Below are 24653 nucleotides of genomic sequence, written 5' to 3' on the forward strand. Positions count from 1 at the left end.
TTTTTAGGTGTTTCCATAATTAAATGTAATTCTTTTTTGAAAACACTCCTTAACTTTTATACTATATACTGTCTACTTTTTGCTGACGATTTACATATGCAACTATATATAATTATTTAAAGTCCATAGATAAACTTGAATATATTCTTATTGATAAAAATAAGGCAAATTCTATATATACAGTAAGAAACGAAATCAATAATACTGTAAATGAAAGTCTAAAAATTCAAGGTTATGATGAGTTATTAAATAATCTTAATCAATTTAATAGTAAAAAAGTAATTATTAGCAACTTTGATTATAACAAAAAGGATTTTACCATATTTATCAATGACAAAGAGACTGAAATATTAGGAATATTATGGCGCGATATCAATAAATAAAAATAATATCCTTTGTTAATGAAGAACGTACTACTTGCGTCTTTAAGTGTAATATGCCATCCTATAAGCTGGACAACAAAATAAATTGTTATTAGAGAAATGAAAGAATTAATTTATTCTAAAATAAAAGAATATGATCCTCAATTAGACGATTTTGAAATCTCATATTCAAATCATCCTTTATTGTTGGATGATGTAATTATGTCCTATAAAGGAAGAAATAAATTAGCTAAAAGCGAAAGTATAAAAGAATTAACATATGAGATCTTAAATAATCTTCTTTTAATTAAAAACGAATCTGTTGAATATGTAAAATTTGTTGTTGTAAGATATAATATTACGAGTAGGCTGTTTGTTTTCGCAGAAGACTATTCAAAAGTTTTTTTTGATTTTACATCTCCCACTGAAAACAATTCAGAATCCAATTAGAAATTAAAGAAAAAAAACATATTTGTTTCAGACATATTGCTAATAAATTAGAGTATTGATTTTCAATACTCTAATTTTAAAAATATTAGTAAAATGTAAAGTTGAGTTATTATTGTGGATAGCCAAAATCAATATTTAAAACTAGCGAAAAATTTTGCTGGTGAAACCGGTGAACATATTCAGGAACAAGTTGTGGGTAAATTTTTAGTTAAATTTAATAGCAATACACAGGAAATTCTTGTTGGAAGAACGGATTTAAGAGAGATCAGAACGTTTTATAAAGCAAACTCTAATATAAGTACGACTCCTTTCCAAGATGCTCTTGATTTAGCAGCTAGTTTAACAAAATAAAAAGTATGATAAAAATAGAATTAAATACGGTAATAAATATACTGTCATTCAATGAACTTTCAGGAATGACTGAAGAGGAACGAGAAGAATTCATTGAAAACGAAGGAATTGAGAAAGAAGAAATCTTTGAATATTTAAAAGAAAAATATATTGGAGTAAAAGTTTCTTATATTGAAGAAAAAATTAAAAATTTATATCAATTACCTATTACTGTTATTGGAGTAGCAGAAAAACTAAATCAGTGTCCTTGTTGTAATTTCAGAACAATTTTTGAAACAGGGAATTATCAAATTTGTCCAGTGTGCTTTTGGGAAGACGATGGGAATACGGATGATATGAAAATTAGTTCTGTTAACCATATGACATTAAAAGAAGCAAGAGATAATTTTAAGACAAAAGGTGCTATTTCAGATCAATTTTTGAAATTTGTGGATAAAGAAGCTGTACTTAAGTATTATAAAGATATTTAGTATAATCCTTCCCAAGCCGGCTGAAATGTTCTAAACATATATTAAATATAGTATTGGTTTTTCAATACTATAGTTTTAATATAACAGCAAAGAGCTTCAAGGAACCGGGATGTATAGTTACGGCTGGAGAGACCATATCCCGGATATTGCAAGATGGAATGGATGTACGTCAAGGTTCATCCATACACCAAGTACCATATGATCACATATGGTACTTTTTCTTTTCATAATGCCCCTTACTTCCTTCAAAATCCGAAATTCACTTCAATTTATTTGAAATAAACAGAGATATACCTTTATTGTCAAATTTACTATAATGGATTACAAAATTATTTCGTATTTTGCTTTACTTATTAAAATAATAATTTAAAGTACCTAAAAATGTTTAAAATATAAACTTTAAGGCTCTGATTATCATTTTTTAATAATCAAAAAAAGAAAAATCTCTAATCATTGAAATAATATATGAAGAAGTATCCAATTCCTGCAAATGAAGAAGCCCGAATGAGGAAACTGGAGTTTTTTGATCTTTTGAACCTTGAAAAAGATCCCCAGTTAGACATTTTTGCAGAGACGGCATGCCTGGTGACCGATTGTCCCGCAGCACTTATTGCAATGATGGAAAGTGAAACCCAAACCATCCAAAGCTGTGTGGGTCTTGCCCTCGATTTTGTAGACCGGAAAAATACGGTATGCCAATATTCTATTGCAAGTGGGGACATTGTAATTATCAATGATACTTTATTAGACGAAAGATCTTCTGATAACGCAATTATTCTGGCGGGAGGAATCAGGTTTTATGCAGGAGTACCCCTGATTGATGATGAAGGATTCGTATTAGGAACCATCTGCGTTATCGATTATAAGCCTAAAACAATTACAGATGATCAGATTTCAACCCTGAAAAAAATAGGAGAGGCGATCACAAAAGTCCTGATGGGGAAAAGAAAAAATATTCAGGCTGAATACTTTCAACAGACCTTCAGTATTTCCAATAACCTGATCTGTGTTTTGGATAAGGATTTCACTATAAAAGAAGTCAATCCGGCTTTTGAAAGTACTTTTCAATTGGAGAAGTCTCAGGTTATTAATCAGAATTTCCTCACTATTTTAGGCAGCCATAATTCCCAATTGCAATTACTTACCAAAAATCTGCCTATTACAGATGGAGAAGTAACATTTACCACTTCTACAAACATAGATGATACACAGACTATTATTGTAGAATGGTCTCTGAAATTAAATCAGAAGCATTCTGAAATTTTCTGTTTCGGGATCAATATTACCCAGCGTATCGATGAAAAACTCAAACTTGAAAGTTCTGAACGCCGTTTCAGAAGCTTCTTCGAAAATGCAATAGGCCTGATGAGTATGCATGATATGGAAGGGAATATTATTGCCGTAAACGAAAAAGGAAGAGAAACCCTGCAGTATTCCACAGAAGAAGTGGAAGGATTGAACCTAAAAGATCTTGTCCCTGAAAAAAACTGGCCGCTGCTGGAACAATACCTGGAAAGAATCAACAAAAATCAGGAAGACTTCGGAACCATGATCCTGAAAACCAAAGGAGGTGAAGAGGTCATCTGGATGTACCACAATCTGGTAGAAATCAACAAAGAAGGAAAACCTTATGTAGTAAGTACCGCACTGAATGTCACTGAAAGAATGACGCTGGAAAAAGATCTTGTTCATACCAAAAAAATGCTGGAACAGACAAGTGCTGTGGCACAGGTGGGAGGATGGGAAGTGAATCTTAAAAAGAATACTGTATTCTGGTCACAATCTACCAGAGAGATACATAAAATAGATAAAACATTCCAGCCCGACCTGGAAAATGCACTGGGCTTCTATAGCGAAAAAAGCCGGGAAAAACTGAAATTATTATTCGAAAGAGCTGTAAAAGAAGGTATTCCCTACGATGAAGAGTTACAGCTTATCCGTAATGATGGTGTGATGATCTGGGTAAGGGTAAAAGGAATACCCGAGTTTGAGGAAGGAGCCTGTACCAGAGTATATGGAATCATTCAGGATATCGATAATTTCAAAAAAATCTACCTTGAACTGGCCAAAAAAGAGGCGATGCTTCAGTCATTCGTTACCTATGTTCCTGCAACGGTGGCTATGTTTGACAAAGAACTTAACTACCTTTCAGTAAGCAGCAGCTGGAAAGATGAGTTCCAGATGAATGACATCAGGCTGATTGGAGAAAATATGTTCAAAATTTCACCTAATGTACCGGATGAAAGAATAAAGATATATCAGGATGCCTTGGCAGGAATTGCCTATAAAAATGAAGACATGGCCATAGAAATTCCTGGTAAAGAAGTCATTCAGCATTACAATATAGAAGTTACGCCATGGTATCTTTCCACTCATACAATAGGCGGGATCATTGTTTCTGCACAAAATATTACAGCATCCGTAAGAATCAATGAAGAGCTTAAAAATGCCAAGAAAATGGCTGATATTGCCAATAAAGCAAAATCTGAATTTCTGGCGAATATGAGCCATGAGATCAGGACTCCGTTGAATGGTGTCATCGGGTTCTCAGACCTTCTGCTAAAAACTCCGTTGAATGAGATACAGACGCAATACCTCAATTATATTAATGAATCCGGAGAGAACCTGCTAAGCATCATCAATGATATTCTTGACTTTTCCAAAATAGAATCCGGAAAAATGGATTTTTCAATTGAGAGATCCAATGTGTATGATATTGTAAACCAGGTGATCAACGTGATCCTCTATCAGTCGCAGAAAAAGAATATAGAATTACTGTTAAATATAGAGCCGGGACTTCCTGAAACCATTTGGGTGGATGAATCCAGACTGAAACAGATTCTGATCAACCTTCTCGGAAATGCTGTCAAATTTACAGCACAGGGAGAAATAGAACTTAAAGTAGAAAAGCTGAAGCTTGACCATAAAGATATCACCTTAAGATTTTCAGTGCGGGACACCGGAATTGGCATTCCTAAAGAGAAGCAGCAGTTTATTTTTGATGCCTTCACCCAGGAAAACAGCTCTATCAGCAAACGTTATGGCGGAACAGGACTTGGACTTACCATCTCAAACAATATTCTGAAATATATGGGAAGCAGCCTGTCTTTGGTAAGCGAGGTTGATAAAGGTTCTGTTTTCTATTTTGACATTCAGATTCCTTGTGAAATGACAGAACGCCATGAAGATGAAGATCTGAAAATAAACAGAGTTCTTATTGTTGATGATAACGAAGCCAACAGAGTGATTCTCCAGCATATGCTTGCCTATAAAAATATAGATTCAAAGCTTGCTGCCAATGGTATGGAAGCCCTTCAGATACTTCTTGCAGGGGAACGCTTCGATGTTATTCTTATGGATTACCATATGCCGATCATTTCGGGGTTGGAAACGATAGAAAAAATCAAGGAAATGTTTAACAAGCAAAATGAACTTTCACCTTTGGTTATCCTTCATACCTCTTCCGAAGAGCATGATGTCATCAATTCTTTCCGCCAGGAAAACAATTCTTACTTCCTGCTGAAGCCTATCAAATCTGAAGAGTTGTATAAAACATTGAAACAGGCCGTAAAGTTCACAGAAAAAGAAATCAGTCAAACTCCACAACCAGAAACAGAAGCTTCAGTACTGATGCAGGCACCTCAGGTTTTACTGGTAGATGACAACCCTGTAAATATGGTCCTGAACCACAAAATGGTGCGTTCCCTGATTCCCGATGCGGAGCTCACAGAAGCTACGGACGGCCTTCAGGCTTGGGAACAGTGCAAAGAAAAAACATTCAATATCATTTTAATGGATGTGCAGATGCCGGTAATGGATGGTATTGAAGCTACAAAACAGATTCGTTTACTGCCTGGCTATGCCGATGTTCCGATTATTGGAGTAACAGCCGGAAATGTATTGGGTGAAAAAGAAAAATGCATGAATTCCGGGATGAATGATTTTCTGCCTAAACCTTTACGACAGGCCGATCTTCTGGAAATGCTGAAAAAATACATCATGAATAAAAATCATAAGGTCTCTGAGGATGCTCTGGACCAGACAAAATACCTTGACATCAATCTTTTGAATGAACAGATAGGCGATGATGATGAAGATTTCAGAAAAGTATTTTTGGATCTCGTAATACAGCAACTTACCCAAGCTGAAGAGGATATTAAAAAAAGTACAGCTGAAAAAGACAGTACCACCCTGAAATTGATCCTTCACAAGCTTAAAGGAACAGCAGGAACAGCAGGATTGGTAAAGCTTACAAAAAATGCAGCCAGCTGGGAAAATAAAGCAGAACCCGACATGGATTTTATCGCCATGGAAAAAGAAATGATCCAGGAAATAACAACAGGATTACAATTAATTAAAAATTTAATACAATAAAAAAATAAAACGATGTTGATTCTAATCGCCGAAGACGACGAACTGATTCTAAAAACAATAGAGCACAAATTATTAAAAGAAGGGCACGAAGTAATCCTTACCCGCAATGGTAAAGATGCGATCGAAACCCTTAAAACCAAAGAGGTAGATCTGGCTATCACAGATATTATGATGCCCTTTGCCTCCGGAATTGAAATACTTTCTGCCATCAAAACAATGGGCAAGCAGATCCCGGTGATCATGCTCTCCAGTATGGGGCAGGAAGAAGTGGTACTGAATGCTTTTGACCTCGGAGCTGCCGATTTCATTGTCAAACCATTCAGCCCCAATGAATTGATATTAAGAATAAAAAGATTTTCAAAATAAAATTCAGCCATGTTTCTCACCACTTCTGTGCATTTTCTTTTTCTCGTATTTATGGGAATGCTTTCCTTGGTACTCTTACTGATCATAGCCGTGCTCATTTACAGCTTTTATCAGTATAGAGAATCCCTCCATATTTTCAGGTGGTCAGAAATGATCAATAAAAGAATCTCAGAAGTGATTGTATATGGTGAAGAAACCTCTGCAGATCATAACTTTTCGGCAGCCTCCGGAAATTCTTTATTCAGAAATTTATTCCTTCAGAAGCTGGCCGAATCCGAGAAGAAATTTTCCGGGGCAGCACAGCATACACTCAAAGGTCTTTTCCAGGAATATGGTCTTCAGGAAGAAGCATTAAAAAAACTGAATCAGAAAAAGATACATTTAATTGCCGGAGGCATACAGGAACTTACAGCAATGAATGTAGAAGAAGCACTGCCAAAGATTTCCACATTTTTAACGCATCCTTCAGCACAGGTTTACCAGGAAGCACAATATGCGATGGTTCATTTTAAAGGATTTGAAGGGCTTCATTTCCTGAACAGCATTTCAACAAAAATATCAGAATGGCAGCAGCTTCGTCTGCTTATTTCAGTCACCAGCATTCCTGAGGATTCCAGTGATAGTATTAAAAGCTGGGTTGAAAGTTCAAATGATTCAGTGGTCATTTTTACCCTTAATCTGTTAAGAAAATTTCAGGTATTATCACTTTATCCCACAGTTATTGATGTGCTGGATCATCCTTCTGTTGATGTTCGGCTACAGGCAGTACAGACATTGTTGTCCCTTGAAAATTCTTCAACCGTTGCCCACCTCATGGAAGTGTATCCTCAGCAGCCTCTTGAAGTGCAGAAAGAAATCCTTAAAGTAATGAAGAAGTCAAAAGACCAGTGCTCCGTAGACTTTCTGAAAGATCAATTGTTAAACAACACTGATTCAGGAATAAAAGTCTATGCAGCAGAAGCCCTATGTTCATTGGAAAAACAGGAATTCCTTGTAGAAACATCTAAAAACAACACTTCATCAGAAGAATTAATTCAAATCATTAAATACGCTTTACAGGAAAAAGTATGTTAGAATTCTCACACATCATCTATGAAGTTGTTATCTGGGTGTTTCTGATTTACGGAACAGCAATAACCCTTATCTATGGCTGGATAGGAATCTATGCACTTGGAGCTGTACTTCGTTATAAAAAAGAAAATACATTTACAGATTACAGCATTATTGCGGCCAATCCCAATGCTCCGGTATTCAGTGTTATTGCTCCGGCTTATAATGAGGGCATGACCATTGTAGAAAACGTCCGTTCTCTGTTATCCCTTTACTATCATAATCTGGAAATTATCATTGTGAATGACGGAAGTAAGGATGACTCTATCCAAAAGCTTATTGAAGCTTACGAATTGGAATCCATAGCGTACTTCATCCAGGGAAAAATAGAAACCAATACGGTAAGAGGTGTTTATAAAAGTAAAAATCCTGCCTTTAAAAAGCTGATTGTTGTTGATAAAGAAAACGGAGGAAAAGCAGATGCCCTGAATGTGGGAGTGAATATTTCTTCCGGTGAATATCTGGTTTGTATTGACGTAGACTGTATTCTGGAGCAGGATGCGATTCTGAAACTCGCAAAACCAATGCTGGAACAGACTGATAAAAAGTTCATCGCCTGCGGTGGAGTCATTCGTCTGGCCAATAACTGCGTGATAGAAAATGGTAAAATAGTAAGTGTCAACATGCCGAAAACGCTTTTGGGCAGAACCCAGGCATTAGAATACATCAGAGCCTTTGTACTAGGACGTATGGCATGGTCCAGGGCATCAGGATTGATTCTGATCTCCGGTGCTTTCGGAGTTTTTGACAGAAAAATAGTACTCGCTTGCGGTGGTTATGATAAAAACACAGTGGGAGAGGACATGGAGCTGGTGGTAAGAATGAGAAAGTACATGGAAGAAAAGAATGAACCTTATGAAGTACTTACCATTCCGGATCCTTTATGCTGGACAGAAGTTCCCGAATCTAAAGATATTCTCAGAAAACAGCGCAACAGATGGATGCGCGGAACGATGGAAACCCTGTGGAAGCACAGAAAAATGATGTTCAATCCAAAATACGGAAAATTAGGAATGATCAGTCTTCCTTATTGGTTCTTTTTTGAATTTCTGGGTCCGTTAGTTGAGTTTTCAGGGTATATTATCTTTATTGTTTTTTTACTGCTGGGAATTATCAACTGGCCATTCTTTACGGTTCTGTTTGCCCTCGTGATCTCAATGGGGTTTCTTTATTCTATCTATTCCATATTGGTAGATCTTGTAAGCCATCAGGTGTATACCAAAAGAAAAGATTTTCTCGCTCTCATTGTTACCGCCTTTTCGGAACCTTTTTATTTCCATCCTATTGTGGTAAAAGCAGGAGTAAGCGGGTTTATAGATTATTTCAAAAAATCTCACGGATGGGGCGAAATGACAAGACAGGGCTTCAATCAAAGCACACAGCATTTACCTTTTAAAGAAAGAATGCTTGCTATTCTTCAGTCTGGCCTTAAAAGATGGGGAATACTCGCATTGGTTTTCTTTGCATTATTTTTAGTGGGAGTAACTGCAGAATGGTTATGGTACCGGTATACTTTTCCTAAATTTGATACCCCCGCGATTGTAGGGAATCTTTTCACAGAGAATATTTTATTTGCCCTAAGGTTCACATTTTGTGTTGGAGTTGCTTATCTGATTATTAATTTCATCAAAGAAGGCTGGGCAAAGACCCTGGCAACTGTGGCTTTGCTTATTGTAACCGTTACCCAGTATATTTTATTCCTGTATTTCTCAGAAACCCGGAATGTATTGGGGGCAGACCTTTTGTACTACAGTAAAGAAGAGATGAAGCAGATTTTACAGGCAAGCGGAATGCTTAATTTTAAGAACTTTGCCCTGCTGGGTATTTTAATAACAGCCTCTCTTGTTCCTATATGGATAGCCGGTAAAGCAGCCTTAAAATCCATTTATCCGGGACTTGTATTACTTGTTTTCGGATTAGCAGCCTTTTTCATTCCATCCAATATATTAGGATCCAAAACCTTGAGCTCTGAGAATGAATTTAATCAAAATGCAGCAAAAAGTAAATGGGCATATTTCTTTAAATCCAATGAAGACAATTTCATCAGTGATCATCCTGAACTGAATGAGTTACTAAGTGAAAATGAAGATTTCACCACCAATGCTGAAATGCTCAATAAAAATTTCCCTTTCTGGAGGAAAGAAAATACCCCGGATTTTTTAGGATCTTATTTTAACCGATCTGAGAAAGCTCCCAACCTTGTTTTTCTTATCATGGAAGGTTTCGGACATGCGTATACTTCACCAAAAGGATATATCGGGAACTTTACCCCTTACATGGATTCTCTGTCCGGCAAAGCATTGTATTGGGAAAGCGCTTTAAGCTCAGCGGGAAGAACATTTGGAGCATTGCCATCAATCACAGGATCGCTTCCTTTTGGAAAAAACGGATTCCTTGAAATTGAAAAAACACCGGAAAATTTCAATCTTTATAATATCCTGAAAGCTAACGGGTTTGAAACAGGTTTTTATTATGGAGGTCATACATCCTTTGACCGTTACCGTGAATTTCTTGAATATAGCGGGGTAGATCATATCATAGATGAACCCTCATTCAGCAGTCCTTACCGTAAGCTTCCCGCCAATAACGGAGAAAGCTGGGGATATGAAGATCAGGCAGTTTTTGGTAAAATGCAGCAACAGCAAAAGCCGCAGGACAGACCCTATTTCAATATGATTCTTACCCTTTCAACACATAATCCTTTTTTAATCAACAATAAAGATTATTATGAAAAGCTCTACAATCAAAGACTAAATTCAGGTATTCTAACTTCTGAACAGAAGAAATGGGCCACAGTGCACAAAGACCAGCTGATTTCGGTTCTTAATGCCGATGATGCCATCAAAGGATTCTTTGAAAGTTACAGTAAACGTCCGGATTTCAAGAATACCATTTTTGTGATCACGGGAGATCACAGTATGCCTGAGATCACATTAGAATCTAAAATTGACAGATTCCATGTACCTTTAATCATCTATTCACCCTTATTGAAAGAATCAAAACGTTTCTATAAAACGGTAAGCCATTTTGATATTGCACCTTCTATTTTGGCTTATTACCGAAATAATTATAAGCTCAGTACACCCTCTACAGTAACATGGGTAGGAAGAGGGTTTTCTCCGGATTCCGAAATCAGCAAAACCGGAATTCCAATGATGCAGAGTAAAAACCAGCTGATTGATTTTGTTTCTGAAAAGTATTATATCCATGACGGACAGCTTTTCACCCTGAAAGACATGGAAGAAGATGCCTCCAATGATAACGCAGCCCTGAATAAGATCAACGGCAGATTCAACCAGTACAAAAGCATGAATTCTCAGTTTTATTCTACTAAAAAACTGATGCCTGATTCGGTAATGGTCAACTTTAAGAAAAAAGTAAAATCAAAGTTCTAAAACTTTCTGGTATAGCCTAGTGTAATATCAAACTGATTCCCTTTTTCACCCGGACGGTATTCCTGGTTATAATACATGGTTCCTATAGAAAACAGATTGGAATGGTAGGAGAAATTGTATTCACCTCCTATTTTAAACGTTTTAAGCTTAAAGGTTTCATTTTCCAGAAGGTTGTTGCGGTTTTCTTCCGGACTGATCCCGGTTCCGATCTGAAAAGCAAAATAATCTTGGGCACCTTTTGTATAATACCTTACAGTTCCCGTATAAGAATGTGAAATATTCTTGCTATCTGGAGTGATATAAGTACGCAGATTAAACCAGAAATTTTTATAATATTTCCCTACGGCAGCGGTATACATCCAGATACTGCTGCTGAAATAAAGCTGGCGGTATCCTATTTCTGCTTCAAAACTATGGGGAAGATTGGCATTCAAGGAAACTCCGGTTCTGTACTTCGGAAACAAGCCGACATCATCAGAATATCCTCCGCCAACATACAGGTAGAATATTTTAGAAAGCCGTGGGTAAGCCTCCAGTTCAATCTGTGTGCCGCCCTGGGCAAATTTATTGGCATAATTTCCGCGAAGAATCACAGAACCAATAGGAGTAATTCTCTTATAACTTACTCCTACAATATGCCAGTCATCATCAAACTGCTTGTCGAAGTGAGAATAATTATAAACAATTCCTATGGCATTTTTAGAATTAAGCTCATTGATTCTTACCGCAAGAGCCCTTGCTTCAGTATTTTTAGGATTGATGGACAAAAGCGTAGTTACAGCTTTATCCGCTTCCTCATAATTATCCATCCCAAAATACACTTTCGCTTTCAGCAATAACAATGTTTCAGATTTAGGATGATAGGAGAGTCCTTTATCTAAGATTTCAATAGCTTTTGTATTCTGGTCATTCCAGTATTCCAATGAAGCATAAGCCAGAAAATAATCTTCATCCTGAACTTCTTTTTTTCCAAGCTCTTCAAATACAGCCCTTGCAGAAACCAGGTCTTTGTTCCAGGTATACAGCCTTCCCAGGAAAACTGAAATATCCGTATAATTAGGCGCTTTTTCCAATGCCTCTTTAGCCAGAGCAATAGATGCAGGATAATCTTTCTGTTCAAAAGCAGCATTCCGGGCTTTAAGGAATAATTCATCAGCGGATAAATTCTGCTGACTATACATTGTGATTGGAAAAAGTAATGCAAATAAAAAGGTTGAATATCTTTTCATTGAAAGTTTAATTATTAATGAACTTCTGGTATCACAAATATATTGAACTTTTACATCACAGCCCAGAGATTATTCGTCAAAACTTATATTTTTTAGATTATTTTTCAATTAAACAACCCATAAAAAACAGTTATGATGGAATAATTATTGCCGTAATTAAAAAAATCTGATTTATTCAAAAATCTCATCATGAAAATAGCCACTTATAATGTCAACGGAGTCAACGGACGCCTGCCTGTTTTACTGAAATGGCTGAAAGAAGCCTCACCGGATATTGTCTGCCTTCAGGAACTAAAAGCACCTCAGGAACGTTTTCCTGTAGAGGAAATTAACAAAGCAGGTTATGAGGCTATCTGGAATGGACAAAAAAGCTGGAACGGCGTTGCTATACTGGCAAAAAACAGAGAAATTACAGAGGTACAAAGATCTTTACCCGGAGATCCCGAAGACATTCAAAGCCGTTATATTGAAGCCATCATTGATAAAATGGTCATCTGCTGTCTTTATCTCCCGAATGGCAATCCTTACCCCGGACCTAAATTCGATTATAAGTTATCCTGGATCAAACGTTTTAAAAGAAGAACCAGCCAGCTTATTACCATGGAACTTCCCGCCATCCTTATCGGTGATTTTAATATTATTCCGGAACCCATTGACGTGTACAAACCTGAACGCTGGGAAAATGATGCCCTGTACAGAACAGAGGTAAGAAAAGCCTACAAAGATCTTCAGAAGAAAGGATGGCTTGATTCGATACGCAGTCTTTATCCTGAAGAAAAAATATACACCTTCTGGGACTACTTATATAAAGCTTACGACAGGAATGCAGGCATGAGGCTGGACCATATTTTACTGAGTCCTTATCTGCAGAACCGGCTGCAGTCCGGTGGAGTAGACAGTCATGTACGCGGCTGGGAAAAAAGCAGCGATCATGCTCCGGTATGGATTGAGCTCGCAGACGAGTTGTAGCTCAAAAATAGTAAGATTATATATTAAACTATACTCCCGGTTTATTAAAAATCAGGAGTATGAGTATATAATAAAGTTGATTGAAGACTAAGACTATTTGCGGCGGCGACCGGAAACCTTTTTATCAAGATCCCTGATGTCCTGTCTCAGCTCACGGAACATTTCTTTAAAATTATAGCTTTCATAGTCACCAGGCTCAAAATCTTCCGGAAAAATTCCTGAAGCATACTGCCAGATTTCTACAACTTCTTCAAACGGAATCTCATAAGGCTCATAAAAAGAATTATCAGCGCTTACACAGATTGCGTTTTCTTTTCTTTCCTTAAAACGTTTATAGGTAATCCCATCATTCAATGTAACGAAAACATAGGTTTTTCCCTGTTTCAAATCATTAATTCCTTCCACATATTTTCCTACGATATAGGAACCACTTCTGAATGGAGGCATAGAATCTCCATCCGCAGGGAATGCTCTGTATTTTCCATTCGTAAGAAAAGGAAGAGCAATACGCTGAAGACTTTCAATATAATCTACATCACTGTAACCTTCCAGATATCCCATAGAAGCTTTTTGAGGGATAATCTCTATAGTATCATTCCCATGTGTGTCTACCGCCACCGGAAGCACAATTCTGTTGTCCGGCAGTTTCAGCATATCATCCATAGGATACTTCTGAATATCTACTGACAGCATAAGATCAATGCTCACATGAAAATATTTGGAGATTTTTACAAGCAGTTCAATAGGAGGTTCAGATATTCCGTTCTCATATTTTGAATAACGGACTCTGGAGATCATCAGTTCATCAGCTACATTTTGTTGGGAGAGCTTTCTCCTGGCTCTTAAGAAGCGTATATTATTTGAAAAAATTGACATTGATAAAAGTATGTAAGCAAAAATACAAAATTTGTATGCGTTACCAATCACCCAACCGGGTTTTACTACAAGATATAAGAAAATTTGGCTAATCATTTCTTCATTTTTAATAAAACGAGACAATTTTCACGGTTGAATATTCAATTTTTGCATGCTAAAAAATAGATTTCTGATTAAATATACAAGGCTTCACACAGGTTAAATAATAATCATTAATAAATAGAATTTAGTACAGAAATAATAACTCTAAATTTCGCGAATTGAGTTATTATTTTTAACATTTAGTAAATCAATCACATATAAGTGAAAATCATATTTTTATTAAAACACAGATATATTAATGAAATATTAAATAATAAAAACATATAATTAATTTATTGAAAATAATTTGCAATTGTAATATTATTATTCATATATTCGTGATGTAATAATCATATAAAATTATAGTTATGAAAAACTTAAAAAAATTAGACAGAAACGAATTAAAAGCTATTTCAGGTAACGGATTACTAGATCCAATCGGCGGACTTCTAGGTGGACTAGGAGGTGTTGTAGGTGGAGTAGTAGGCGGAGTAGGTACTATCGTTGGTGGCGTAGTTACTGGCGTAGGATCTACAGTAGGTGGTGTAGTTGGCGGTGTAAGCACTGTTGTAACTAACGCTTTATGCCAGACACAATGTGTTGTTAATGGTGTAATCCACATCAAATTACTTGAGTGCGGATCAACTTGCTAGTCAGTAAGCATTACATGTAAAAAATCAGACCGCTCTTTTCAGAGCGGTTTTCTTTTATATATGTCCAGTATATTTGATTTTAATAAAGCTTCTCAAGATTTCAAAAGTAAGCATATTTGGAACTTGCCACCAGACTAAAATCGAGTATTCTCTTATAAGAATTAATGTGAAAAGACTTATTTTTTATCTAGTATGTTCAAAACCTAAAATAAGAGAAGCAAAATATGATGAGCAAAGAAAAAGTTTAAAGAATTAAAAAAAGAACTTGCTCCGATTATTAACAACAATAACTAAGAATTATACTTTTATTGGTAAAGAGAAGTAATATTGTGATCACTTACTTTCAGGTTATTTTAACAAACGAAAAACGTAATGAAATTTTCCAAATCAAAAAAAGATCATTTGAGATTTGAAAATCTAAACCATATACAATTTAACATAATATAAATTATAGGATTTTTATTATTACGCTTGAAAGAGTGTACTAAGCGCTCCAGAACCTCTTATTCTTATCATTTTCCTTTCAAATATTCTTTAACCGATTCTAAGAACTCTTTGTTGACAATAAACCGAAACTGAGCTAGAAAATCTTCCATGCTTCCTTCGTTTCAAACTTTTGAAAATAAACTTCATGATCTGTCCTGTACACCATAAGATTTTCCTGATCAGATCTTATAAACAACAAAATGATCAGGATACCGTAAAAATAAAAAAAGATAAGTTCCATTTCAAAGCCTCCTACAATTTCTTGTATTTCATATTCATTTATAAGGCTGCCCAATTCTTCGTAATCCTCTGTAGCGTCTGCGTTTCCTCCTAACATTTTGATTTAATAATAATACCCTAAGGCACGCTTCTATAATTTATTTTCGTTATATATTATGTTAAATTGAAGCCATTGAGAACTCTCTCTTAAAAAATATAAAATCTTGTCACATGACAGTTTTTATCATGATGAAACTCAATACCTTTATCCTAACCAAAAATAAAATAATATGAAACCTAAAATGATTTGGGCCAATCTGGCCGTAGCCGACCTTGAACGCACTCGGAAATTTTATACAGAACTGGGATTCAAGCCCAATAACCCGCACACTTCTAATGAATTGGTAAGCTTTTTTGCAGGTGAAAATGAATTTATTATTCACTTTTTCTTACAAAATATCATAGAAAGGAATCTAAAAACAATGAAATTTGGAGATCCTCAAACTTCCAATGAGATCATCTTTACCCTTTCCGCATCAAGTAAAGAACAGGTAAATGAATGGGCTCAAGAGGTTAAAAATGCCGGAGGAACTATTGTTTCAGAACCTGAGAGTTTTGGAGAAAACTATTATGGATTTGTATTTGCAGACCCTGATGGGCACAAGTTTAATGTTTTTTATATGTAAGTATTTAAAATATTTTTCTTTATATTTGACATTCAACAGATACATATGAACCGCTCGAACTGTCTGCCTCCTCCGGCACCTTAATATTTTCAAATTAATTTGAAGTGTACTTATGTTGTTAACCAATTTACAACCCAATTCGTTATGCTTCTAATTCTAACAAAAAATATTAATTCAAATCTTTACAGTTCATTATCTAATGAAAAAATCATATTTATTATTACACCTGGCCGTAGTATTGGCCGGATTTACAGGGGTATTCGGAAAATTAATATCACTTAATGAGGGTCTTTTAACCTGGTACAGAGTTCTATTTTCCTGTATTATTCTGTTTTTCATCCTGAAAATATTCAAAATTCCCAATACTGCTTCAGGAAAAGAAAAACTGAAAATCGCTCAGGCAGGACTTCTTATTACTCTACATTGGGTTCTGTTCTATGCAAGTATCAAATATTCCAATATATCAATTGGAGTTGTATGCTATTGTCTCACAAGCTTTTTTACAGCTTTATTTAAACCAGTTATTGAACGACAGAAATTCAGGTTATCAGAATTGGGACTCAGTGCTTTGACACTGCTGGGAATCAGTCTCATCTTTCATTTTGATGCATCTTACCAGCTGGGAATTATTCTAGGGGTATTTTCTTCTGCAGTTGCCGCGCTTTATACTATTTATAATGAACGTCTGGCTCAGCGTTTTGACAGTATTGTTATCAACTATTACCAGATGCTTGCCGGTACTGTATGCCTCGGAGCAATTTTGCCCATATACCTCCTCTATTTCAAAGCAGATAGCATAGTTCCTGACTTAAAAGATACAGCTTATTTGGGGCTTTTAGCACTTTTTTGTACTGTAGGGCTGTATGTGATATTTGCTGAAGTTTTAAAGAAAATTCCGGCCTTTACAGTTAACTTAACTTTCAATCTGGAGCCGATATATGCTATTATTATTGCTTTCTTATTTTTCGATGAGAGCAAAGAAGTTAACCTTTCATTTTATATCGGATTGGCATTTATTATTGCTTCTGTAGTTTTGCAGACATTGATTTCGATTAAGAAAGCAAAAAATAAATAAGTAGTTTAAATCATTTTATTTAAACAAAAACCGGACACCTAAAGTTAATTTGAGTGTCCGGTTTTATTTATAATAAGCTGAAAAAATATTATTTATTCACTCCCAAACTGTTATATAACTGCACCTGCCATATTCCCACGACCTCTTTAAGCATAACAAAAGTAAATGCTGCATTATAACTGTTGGGAAAGATGGTTATTTCAGTATCAATAAAATCTGATGCCTGCGGAATAGGTTTTAAGCCAAATATCTGAAACAAAGAAACAGACCTTTTCATGTGAAAACCCGAAGTAACCAGATACACACTTGCAGGAGCCAGCTTTTTTATAATCGGGCTTGAGAATTTTGCATTTTGATACGTATTCATGCTTTTATCTTCCTTAATGATATCAGCATCTGATACTCCCATTTTTTTAAAGTTTTCATTGAATAATTCTGCTTCACTGGTATGGCCTCTTCCCTTTCCGGAAATTACTATTTTACAAGGCGTATTATTTTTCCTGAATTCATGATACAACTGATAAGCAGTGACGATTCTGGAATAAGACATCGTATGCAGTTTTTCAGTATTATTAACATCTACAACTCCACCTCCAAGTACAACAATAACGGGATTCTGAGCAGCTGTATTCTTCACTTCTGAAGTATGGGTATAACTATTCTGCAAATATCCTGAGATGAGTTTCCCCAGAAAACCATTTCCAATAAAAATAATGATTAAAACTACCGATATACCAATTCCTATTCTCAGATTTTTGCGCTTGTTTTTTCTTTTCAACAGACCCATTATAACTACTGCAAGAAATAATAAGAAATAAGGTTCTGTAAAAAGCTGTAAAACACGAAATAAAAGGTCCAGTAAAAATTTCATCTATGATAATATTGATTAATGTATAGAAAACACAGGACTACAAAGGTAGACATTTTCATAAGGACTGCTTTTCTCAATGGTCAGACAGGCAATTTTTACTTGTTATTCTAATCATAACCCGGTTTTTGCATTTCCATACAGCCATACAATGTATTTGAAGTAACAAATAGTTAAAAATTATTGGAATATTTCATTTAATTTATCTTTTTGTTTATACAATTATTTTATACATTTGCAGCCATTAAACAACACACTTTTTAGTGTGCTAATAAAAATACCAAATACCTACCCAAGTGAAAAAGCAGAATAGCATCAACGTTTTTATGACCGTAATCCATATATTTTTGGACAGACATTTTTGTAAAGAAAAAAACAAAAACCCCTCCTTAAATATAAAGAAACGATTTCAACTTTAAACGGTAAAAATATCCTTAAACCTATTTCATGATTATAAAAAGGTTCATCTGCAGGAAAGAAATAAGGACTTTTTTCAGACAGATGATTATTTTTTATACAATCGCATTATAGTATTTTCATAATATAATACTATATGTTTCGGCCGCCTTTGGCGGCCGAAACAATTTCTACTCCAACATCTCATCATTTTACCAGACCTACTTATCTACCTAAAATAAGGCATCTCATCATTTAAAAGTCTGTGCCAAATTAACGGATTATAGTATTAAAAAATCTTGAACAGATTTAATATAAAAATTAATATTGTCTCAACGCAATATAGATTTTAAAAAAATACATTTGTCTTGTAACTTTAATATAATCAATGAAATGTCAACAGTTCTCAAAACATTTGTAGCGTATCTCAGAAGACCTGCTCTTTATCCTGAACTGGGCAGAAAAATCATTAAAAATACGATAAGCAGAAGAAGTCCATTCAAAGGAAAAGAAAAAACAAATTCCTGGGCTGCATCCATAGCCGTTTCTCAAAAAATAGCAGTTTCCTGGCTTTTCTCTATGGATACTGATCAATTCAGAAATACCTATGCTGATATTCTGGAAAAAGCAATTGCAAAAGAAGCACAATGCCCTATTACAATGGGTGGCCCCGGCGCACTGGAGCTTATTTATTATGCATGTGAATATACAAAAGCTCAGAATGTCCTTGAAACAGGAGTAGCTTATGGATGGTCTTCTTTGGCCATATTACTTTCACTTCAAAAGAGAGACGGAACACTATACAGCTCGGATATGCCTTATCTTGCTCAGGACGGTGATGAGTATGTAGGATACGTTGTTCCTGAAAACCTTAAAAAATATTGGAAGCTATTCCGTTTTGCAGATAGAGAATCTTTACCGAAAATTTTCAAACAGGTTTCTTCTTTTGATGTTTTTCACTATGATTCTGACAAAAGCTACCACGGAAGAATGTGGGCTTATCATCAAATTTATAAAAGGTTGAAACCCGGTGCAGTCTTTATCAGTGATGATATTGGCGACAATTCTGCCTACCAGGATTTCTGTGCTAAAAAAAATATTAATACTACTGTTGTAGAATATAGCGGAAAATACATTGGTGTATTTATAAAACAATAATCTCTCACACATCAGGCAAATATCTCAGATTAATTAATACACTTCAAAAATCCGCTAATTTCAAAATATGTGGAAAACGTCTACACCGCTTCATCAGACAAATTCACTTGCCCACTCTTTGCTCCCTAAAATGAAGTACCTCATCGCATAAAAACTTTGCGTTTATAAAAAAACAAAATCAGGATGAGTGTATCTATTAAACCATTAAGAATATATTAAGCTGTTAAGAATATTAAGAAATATCTAAAGACATTTGTTAAGCACACTGCTTTATTCAAATTTATTTGAACTTTAATGTTCCTTAAAAACTAAAACCTCCTTAATGGTTTAAAAAAATATTCTCTCAATATCAAGCAATATCTCAGATTAAATAATACACTTCAAAAATCCGCTAATCTCAAAATATGCGGAAACGATCCACACCGCTTCATCAGGCAAATTCACTTGCCCACTCTTTGCTCCCTAAAATGAAGTACCTCATCGCATAAAAACTTTGCGTTAAAAAAAATCAAAATCAGGATAAGTGTATCTATTAAACCATTAAGAATATATTAAGCTGTTAAGAATATTAAGAAAATATCTAAAGACATTTATTAAGCACACTACTTTATTCAAATTTATTTGAACCTTAATGTTCCTTTAAAACTTAAACTTCCTTAATGGTTAAAAAAAATTCTCTCAATAGTAATCAAATATCTCAGATCAATTTTTACAAAAACATTATTTACATAACAAAATGGAGAGCATTAAGTTCTCCATTTTTCGTTTAATGATCATAATTACACAGACTTCAATAAAATTTCTTCAAAAAAAACTTGCGTAGCTAAATAACTACACATATATTTGTAGTCAAATAACTACATAATGAATTTAAGAAGAGATGTTTTTCAGGCAATAGCAGATCCTACGAGACGATCTATATTGATGTTGGTGGCGGCACAGTCGATGACAGCGGGAGCCATTGCTTCTAATTTTGATACGGCAAGACCTACCGTTTCAAAGCATCTCCAGATCCTTACAGAATGCGAACTGCTAAGATCTGAACAAAACGGCCGCGAAATAATCTATCACCTAAATCCCAATAAAATGAAAGAAATAGCCGATTTTATAGAACCCTTCCGCAAAATGTGGGACGAGAAATTCAATAAGCTGGAAAGTGTAATGAAAGCGTACCAAAGTAATAGTGATAAGAGATAAAAAGATAATAGACGAAGAGATGAGAGACAATGGACGTTAAAGCTCAAATTGTGAATGCTAATAGTGAATGTTGCTTTGCAAATGAATTGTCAATCACCTTTGAAAGGATAACAACGTTGAACATTAAACTTTAAACCTTGAACGATTGTATTCTCAAACTCTGGAACTCTCCCACTCTAATACTCTGAAAACCCTCAAACACCAAAACTCAAAATATGGAACTTAAAACAAAAATCCACGCAGAAGACGGAAAACAGGAAATTTTCATCACCCGAGAATTTGATCTTCCGGTAGAACTTCTTTTCAAAGCCTATACAGAAGCTGAACTCTTTGAACAATGGATGGGCACCAAAGTGACAAAATTTGAAAACAAACAACACGGAAGTTACCGTTTTGAAACCTTCAATCCGCAAGGTGACGTAGTTTTCAGCGCCAATGGAACCATTCACGAAGTAATAGATAATGAGAAAATTATAAGAACTTTTCAGATGGAAAACACTCCTTTTCCTGTTCAGATTGAGTTTTTAGAATTTGAAAAAATAACGGATACCACCAGTAAAATAACGATCCAGACGATCTATAAATCCGTAGATTACAGAGACCAGATGTTGAAATTGCCGTTCGCACAGGGAATTAATATGGCGCATAATCGTTTGCAGGAAATGTTTAAAAGAGAAAATAGATAATAGACGAAGAGATGAGAGACAATGAACGACAAAGCTCAAATTGTGAATGCTAATAGTAAATTTGCTTTGCAAGTGACTCATCAATTACCCTTGAAAGGATAACAACCTTGAACATTAAACTTTAAACCTTGAACGTTTATATTCTCAAACTCTAGAACCCTCAAACCTAAAACATATGAATCCGTTTGCAGGAAATGTTTAAAAGAGAAAAGAGATAATAGACGAAGAGATGAGAGACAATGAATGACAAAGCTCAAATTGTGAATGTTAATAGTAAATTTGCTTTGCAAGTGACTCATCAATTACCCTAGAAAGGATAACAACCTTGAACATTAAACTTTAAACCTTGAACGTTTATATTCTCAAACTCTAGAACCCTCCCACTCTAATACTCTCAAACCCAAAACACATGAATCCAAAAGTTAATTTCTTCTTTGATAAAAGCCAGCAATGGAACAAAGAATTTGAAAAATTAAGAACAATAGCCCTAAGCACTGAACTTGTAGAAGATTTAAAATGGGGATGCCCGTGTTATACCTATGAAGGGAAAAATATTTTCCTGATCCACGGTTTTAAAGAATACTGTGCAATCCTCTTCTTCAAAGGCGCTTTGATGAAAGACCCGGACCATATTCTGATCCAGCAGTCTAAAAATGTACAGGCTGCAAGGCAGGTTCGCTTTACAAACATAGAGCAAATCAATGATTTGGAAGATGTTCTTCGCAATTATATGTTTGAGGCCGTTGAGATTGAAGAATCTGGTGCTAAAGTTGAAATGAAGAAAACTAAAGAATTTGAAATGGCTGAAGAGTTTCAGAATAAGCTGGATCAGGATCCGGCATTGCAGGAAGCTTTTAAGGCATTAACTCCGGGAAGACAAAGAGCATACCTGCTCCACTTTTCCTCTGCCAAACAGTCCAAAACCCGCGAAGCCCGCATTGAAAAATGCATTCCACAGATCATGGACGGAATAGGATTAAACGATTCACTATAAAAAAATAAATCATGAACACTCCACAACAATCACAAAAAAGAACAAAGATCATCTATTGGGTATTCACACTTTGGATGGCCTTGGGAATGGTTTCCACAGCAATTGTACAGTTGATGAAAAGCAAAGATGAACTACTCAAATTCACCAATTTGGGTTATCCTTCTTACCTGATGACCATTATCGGAACATGGAAAATATTGGGTGTTATTGCCATCCTGATTCCCAAACGTCTTCTGTTAAAAGAATGGGCTTATGCCGGATTTTTCTTCGTGATGTCAGGCGCTGTGATTTCCCATCTTATTGTGGGTGATACGGCAGGAAGAACTTTTCCCGCAGTATTATTATTCGTACTGGTCATTATTTCCTGGTACTTCAGACCTGCAGACAGAAAAATTACTATTATTGATTAATAATTTTTAGATAAGAAATCAAAGATTTTATCACAGATAAAATCCTTGCGCCTTAAAAAAATCTTATTTGTAAAACTTGCGCCTTTGCGATTATCCAACACTACAAACCAATTTAATCAATAAGAAAAATTTGATATGAAAAATAAACTCACCCCAGAACAAATCAACAACCTTTTACAAACATTAAAAGCCCGTTTTGAAAAAAATATGAACCGTCATAAGGACCTGAAATGGGAGAAAATCCAGCAAAAACTGGAAGCCAACCCTGAGAAAATCTGGTCTTTACACGAAATGGAAACTACGGAAGGTGAACCCGACATCGTAGATTACAATAAGAAAACAGATGAATACTCTTTTGTTGACTGTTCCCCGGAAAGCCCGAAACGCAGAAGCCTTTGCTATGATTATCCAGCCTGGGATGCCCGAAAAGCCAACAAACCAGAAAGCAACGTCATCGACAAAGCTAAAGAAATGGGTATTGAGCTTTTAACAGAGGAACAATACCGCAGCCTTCAGGAACTTGGAAAGTTCGATCAAAAGACCTCAAGCTGGATAAAAACGCCATCACAGGTAAGAGAACTTGGCGGCGCCCTTTTCTGTGACAGAAGATACAACACTGTATTCACTTACCACAATGGTGCAGATTCTTATTATGCAGCAAGGGGGTTTAGAGGAATATTAAAAGTATAAGGAGAATTATCTTTATCAGAATACATCAGGAATCTCTCAACCAGGGAGATTCCACACTCCAGAAAATAATTTTTACGCCAAGATAATGTTCAGCATATTCTACAAATTCTTCTTTGGTAAATGGTTTTTTAGTTTTTGGATTTGTATAAGTAAGGGTCGGTTCCTGAACCGCCATGGCGACTAAAGGCAGCTTTCCTTTGTATTGATTAAAGAAAGGATAAGAGTTTTTCATCTGGCCTTTTTTATTCGGAACAATATCTGGTCCTCCCAGCCCTATATTATTTTTATAAGCAAAATCAAAAAGCCTGGACATGTACTGATGATCATTGTCCCACTCACAGGGAAAGAAATTGACATACTGCAATACATTGGATTGATGGAAAGCATTCCTCGCAAACTTCAGATTTTCAAGCTCAGCCTGAAAATAGCGGTCACAGCTAAAGCCGGTTTTATCTGCTTTCATTTCTATATCTATTGATGTTTCCGGAAGATTAATTCCTTGAATTCTGCCGTCAAACTTTTGTGCCAATGCTCCTATAAGCTTCTGGAATCTCTCCCGGACAGCAGGATTCCATTGCTGGGTAACCCATCCGCTTCCTACAGGTTTATTTTCCCCCGGATTATCATATTGAGGAACCAATCCTCCTGTATACTCTTTATCATTCAATACATAATCAGGAATATATCTGGCCTGTGGCTCAAAAAACCTGTCCTGAAGCTGAATAAATAGTTTTCTATTGAGGGAAGTTAAATATTCCAGGTCTTTTTCAATCGCAGAAAAATCATACACATCTTTTGAGGTTTCCAAAGCTCTCCAGTTATAAACAATCTGTACTCCTCCGATATCCTGACGGGTAATTATTTTTTCTATTTTCCTAAGGTCTCCTGAAGAAGTATAAATATAATTCTGAGGGGTCTGCCCTGAGATAAAATGCAGCCCAAGCATAAGCAATCCCAGTCCCAGCGCTTTAGTAATCTTTTTCATTACAATCAATTTTGCATAGTCAATCATTTTCCGTGCCTAAAATATTCCGAACAATGAGCTTTAGAAAATTATTCTTATTTATTAGCAATATTCTTTATTCTATAAATAGTTTATTAT

The 24653-nt window shown here is 35.4% G+C and carries 22 protein-coding genes; 17 read left to right on the top strand and 5 right to left on the bottom strand.

Translation table 11 applies throughout. The annotated features are described in order from the left end of the window. The first annotated feature begins 482 nt into the window (after positions 1-482). From FN817_RS10650 to FN817_RS23525, 7 genes are all read left to right on the top strand, one after another. Entirely contained in the window at positions 483-812 is a 330-nt protein-coding gene (locus FN817_RS10650; protein WP_142717909.1) for a hypothetical protein, read from the top strand. A gap of 114 nt (positions 813-926) precedes the next feature. Continuing rightward, positions 927-1163 (top strand): hypothetical protein, encoded by a 237-nt coding sequence (locus FN817_RS10655; RefSeq protein ID WP_142717910.1) that lies wholly within the window; start codon positions 927-929, stop codon positions 1161-1163. Between the two features lie 5 nt (positions 1164-1168). Next, positions 1169-1633, top strand: coding sequence for a CPCC family cysteine-rich protein (locus FN817_RS10660; RefSeq protein ID WP_228451529.1), 465 nt, complete (start codon positions 1169-1171; stop codon positions 1631-1633). Positions 1634-2098: 465 nt separating this feature from the next. Then, positions 2099-6007 carry a response regulator gene (locus FN817_RS10665; RefSeq protein WP_142717911.1) on the top strand — a complete coding sequence of 1303 codons (3909 nt, stop codon included), beginning with the start codon at positions 2099-2101 and terminating at the stop codon, positions 6005-6007. Positions 6008-6019: 12 nt separating this feature from the next. Beyond that, positions 6020-6373 carry a response regulator transcription factor gene (locus FN817_RS10670; protein WP_142717912.1) on the top strand — a complete coding sequence of 118 codons (354 nt, stop codon included), beginning with the start codon at positions 6020-6022 and terminating at the stop codon, positions 6371-6373. Positions 6374-6382: 9 nt separating this feature from the next. Further along, entirely contained in the window at positions 6383-7447 is a 1065-nt protein-coding gene (locus FN817_RS10675; RefSeq protein WP_142717914.1) for a HEAT repeat domain-containing protein, read from the top strand. After that, complete coding sequence (locus tag FN817_RS23525) at positions 7441-10878, top strand: sulfatase-like hydrolase/transferase (RefSeq protein WP_142717915.1); 3438 nt, start codon at positions 7441-7443, stop codon at positions 10876-10878. The genes FN817_RS10675 and FN817_RS23525 overlap by 7 nt, the downstream gene beginning before the upstream one ends. Here the strand turns inward: FN817_RS23525 and FN817_RS10685 are convergent. Then, positions 10875-12107, bottom strand: a complete 1233-nt coding sequence (locus tag FN817_RS10685; protein ID WP_142717917.1) for a YaiO family outer membrane beta-barrel protein — start codon at positions 12105-12107, stop codon at positions 10875-10877. The two genes, FN817_RS23525 and FN817_RS10685, sit on opposite strands and share 4 nt — an antisense overlap. Positions 12108-12296: 189 nt before the next feature. On the opposite strand from FN817_RS10685, the gene xth reads away from it, so the two are divergent. Beyond that, a complete protein-coding gene (gene xth, locus FN817_RS10690; RefSeq protein ID WP_142717918.1) occupies positions 12297-13076 on the top strand; it encodes an exodeoxyribonuclease III in 780 nt (259 codons plus the stop codon). A 93-nt stretch (positions 13077-13169) separates the two neighbouring features. On the opposite strand, the gene FN817_RS10695 is transcribed toward xth, so the two are convergent. Further along, positions 13170-13952 (bottom strand): LexA family transcriptional regulator, encoded by a 783-nt coding sequence (locus FN817_RS10695; protein WP_142717919.1) that lies wholly within the window; start codon positions 13950-13952, stop codon positions 13170-13172. A gap of 449 nt (positions 13953-14401) precedes the next feature. Here FN817_RS10695 and FN817_RS23140 point away from each other — a divergent pair, with 449 nt between their 5' ends. Then, positions 14402-14686, top strand: a complete 285-nt coding sequence (locus FN817_RS23140; RefSeq protein ID WP_002979306.1) for a bacteriocin-like protein — start codon at positions 14402-14404, stop codon at positions 14684-14686. A gap of 580 nt (positions 14687-15266) precedes the next feature. Here FN817_RS23140 and FN817_RS10705 read toward each other — a convergent pair. Continuing rightward, positions 15267-15509 carry a hypothetical protein gene (locus tag FN817_RS10705; RefSeq protein ID WP_142717920.1) on the bottom strand — a complete coding sequence of 81 codons (243 nt, stop codon included), beginning with the start codon at positions 15507-15509 and terminating at the stop codon, positions 15267-15269. Positions 15510-15681: 172 nt separating this feature from the next. On the opposite strand from FN817_RS10705, the gene FN817_RS10710 reads away from it, so the two are divergent. Together FN817_RS10710 and FN817_RS10715 are read left to right on the top strand one after the other, a co-directional pair. Continuing rightward, positions 15682-16077, top strand: a complete 396-nt coding sequence (locus tag FN817_RS10710) for a VOC family protein (RefSeq protein ID WP_142717921.1) — start codon at positions 15682-15684, stop codon at positions 16075-16077. A gap of 199 nt (positions 16078-16276) precedes the next feature. Further along, on the top strand, positions 16277-17152 hold the full coding sequence (locus FN817_RS10715) for a DMT family transporter (protein WP_142717923.1): 876 nt from the start codon (positions 16277-16279) through the stop codon (positions 17150-17152). An 88-nt stretch (positions 17153-17240) separates the two neighbouring features. Here the strand turns inward: FN817_RS10715 and FN817_RS10720 are convergent, their stop codons facing one another. After that, positions 17241-18023 carry a YdcF family protein gene (locus FN817_RS10720; RefSeq protein ID WP_142717925.1) on the bottom strand — a complete coding sequence of 261 codons (783 nt, stop codon included), beginning with the start codon at positions 18021-18023 and terminating at the stop codon, positions 17241-17243. A gap of 786 nt (positions 18024-18809) precedes the next feature. Here FN817_RS10720 and FN817_RS10725 point away from each other — a divergent pair. The 6 genes from FN817_RS10725 (at position 18810) to FN817_RS10750 (ending at position 23551) form a co-directional block, all read left to right on the top strand. Further along, entirely contained in the window at positions 18810-19574 is a 765-nt protein-coding gene (locus FN817_RS10725) for an O-methyltransferase (protein ID WP_142717926.1), read from the top strand. Between the two features lie 864 nt (positions 19575-20438). Continuing rightward, a complete protein-coding gene (locus tag FN817_RS10730; RefSeq protein WP_047423136.1) occupies positions 20439-20771 on the top strand; it encodes an ArsR/SmtB family transcription factor in 333 nt (110 codons plus the stop codon). A 215-nt stretch (positions 20772-20986) separates the two neighbouring features. Then, entirely contained in the window at positions 20987-21457 is a 471-nt protein-coding gene (locus FN817_RS10735; protein WP_142717927.1) for an SRPBCC family protein, read from the top strand. A gap of 409 nt (positions 21458-21866) precedes the next feature. Then, positions 21867-22451: a YdeI/OmpD-associated family protein gene (locus tag FN817_RS10740; RefSeq protein WP_142717928.1), complete on the top strand. Its 585-nt coding sequence runs from the start codon at positions 21867-21869 to the stop codon at positions 22449-22451. Between the two features lie 11 nt (positions 22452-22462). Then, on the top strand, positions 22463-22861 hold the full coding sequence (locus FN817_RS10745) for a DoxX family protein (RefSeq protein ID WP_142717929.1): 399 nt from the start codon (positions 22463-22465) through the stop codon (positions 22859-22861). 135 nt (positions 22862-22996) lie between these two features. Continuing rightward, the gene (locus FN817_RS10750; RefSeq protein WP_142717930.1) at positions 22997-23551 is read left to right on the top strand and encodes a DUF4256 domain-containing protein; all 555 of its coding nucleotides are present in this window, start codon (positions 22997-22999) and stop codon (positions 23549-23551) included. A 25-nt stretch (positions 23552-23576) separates the two neighbouring features. Here FN817_RS10750 and FN817_RS10755 read toward each other — a convergent pair whose 3' ends face one another. Then, positions 23577-24536 (bottom strand): hypothetical protein, encoded by a 960-nt coding sequence (locus FN817_RS10755; protein ID WP_142717932.1) that lies wholly within the window; start codon positions 24534-24536, stop codon positions 23577-23579. Positions 24537-24653 lie beyond the last annotated feature (117 nt).

It is taken from the genome of Chryseobacterium rhizoplanae (assembly GCF_900182655.1).
In the GTDB taxonomy this organism is placed as follows: domain Bacteria; phylum Bacteroidota; class Bacteroidia; order Flavobacteriales; family Weeksellaceae; genus Chryseobacterium; species Chryseobacterium rhizoplanae.

Excerpts from the sequence above, each read along its gene's own strand:
- FN817_RS10670 (WP_142717912.1), top strand. The coding sequence starts at position 6,020 with ATGTTGATTCTAATCGCCGAAGACGACGAACTGATTCTAAAAACAATA.
- FN817_RS10745 (WP_142717929.1), top strand. The coding sequence starts at position 22,463 with ATGAACACTCCACAACAATCACAAAAAAGAACAAAGATCATCTATTGG.
- FN817_RS10705 (WP_142717920.1), bottom strand. The coding sequence starts at position 15,509 with ATGTTAGGAGGAAACGCAGACGCTACAGAGGATTACGAAGAATTGGGC.
- FN817_RS10665 (WP_142717911.1), top strand. The coding sequence starts at position 2,099 with ATGAAGAAGTATCCAATTCCTGCAAATGAAGAAGCCCGAATGAGGAAA.
- FN817_RS10730 (WP_047423136.1), top strand. The coding sequence starts at position 20,439 with ATGAATTTAAGAAGAGATGTTTTTCAGGCAATAGCAGATCCTACGAGA.
- FN817_RS23140 (WP_002979306.1), top strand. The coding sequence starts at position 14,402 with ATGAAAAACTTAAAAAAATTAGACAGAAACGAATTAAAAGCTATTTCA.
- FN817_RS10720 (WP_142717925.1), bottom strand. The coding sequence starts at position 18,023 with ATGAAATTTTTACTGGACCTTTTATTTCGTGTTTTACAGCTTTTTACA.
- FN817_RS10695 (WP_142717919.1), bottom strand. The coding sequence starts at position 13,952 with ATGTCAATTTTTTCAAATAATATACGCTTCTTAAGAGCCAGGAGAAAG.
- FN817_RS10725 (WP_142717926.1), top strand. The coding sequence starts at position 18,810 with ATGTCAACAGTTCTCAAAACATTTGTAGCGTATCTCAGAAGACCTGCT.
- FN817_RS10710 (WP_142717921.1), top strand. The coding sequence starts at position 15,682 with ATGAAACCTAAAATGATTTGGGCCAATCTGGCCGTAGCCGACCTTGAA.
- FN817_RS10715 (WP_142717923.1), top strand. The coding sequence starts at position 16,277 with ATGAAAAAATCATATTTATTATTACACCTGGCCGTAGTATTGGCCGGA.
- FN817_RS10675 (WP_142717914.1), top strand. The coding sequence starts at position 6,383 with ATGTTTCTCACCACTTCTGTGCATTTTCTTTTTCTCGTATTTATGGGA.
- FN817_RS10740 (WP_142717928.1), top strand. The coding sequence starts at position 21,867 with ATGAATCCAAAAGTTAATTTCTTCTTTGATAAAAGCCAGCAATGGAAC.
- FN817_RS10685 (WP_142717917.1), bottom strand. The coding sequence starts at position 12,107 with ATGAAAAGATATTCAACCTTTTTATTTGCATTACTTTTTCCAATCACA.
- FN817_RS10660 (WP_228451529.1), top strand. The coding sequence starts at position 1,169 with ATGATAAAAATAGAATTAAATACGGTAATAAATATACTGTCATTCAAT.
- FN817_RS10735 (WP_142717927.1), top strand. The coding sequence starts at position 20,987 with ATGGAACTTAAAACAAAAATCCACGCAGAAGACGGAAAACAGGAAATT.
- FN817_RS23525 (WP_142717915.1), top strand. The coding sequence starts at position 7,441 with ATGTTAGAATTCTCACACATCATCTATGAAGTTGTTATCTGGGTGTTT.
- FN817_RS10755 (WP_142717932.1), bottom strand. The coding sequence starts at position 24,536 with ATGAAAAAGATTACTAAAGCGCTGGGACTGGGATTGCTTATGCTTGGG.
- FN817_RS10750 (WP_142717930.1), top strand. The coding sequence starts at position 22,997 with ATGAAAAATAAACTCACCCCAGAACAAATCAACAACCTTTTACAAACA.
- FN817_RS10650 (WP_142717909.1), top strand. The coding sequence starts at position 483 with ATGAAAGAATTAATTTATTCTAAAATAAAAGAATATGATCCTCAATTA.
- xth (WP_142717918.1), top strand. The coding sequence starts at position 12,297 with ATGAAAATAGCCACTTATAATGTCAACGGAGTCAACGGACGCCTGCCT.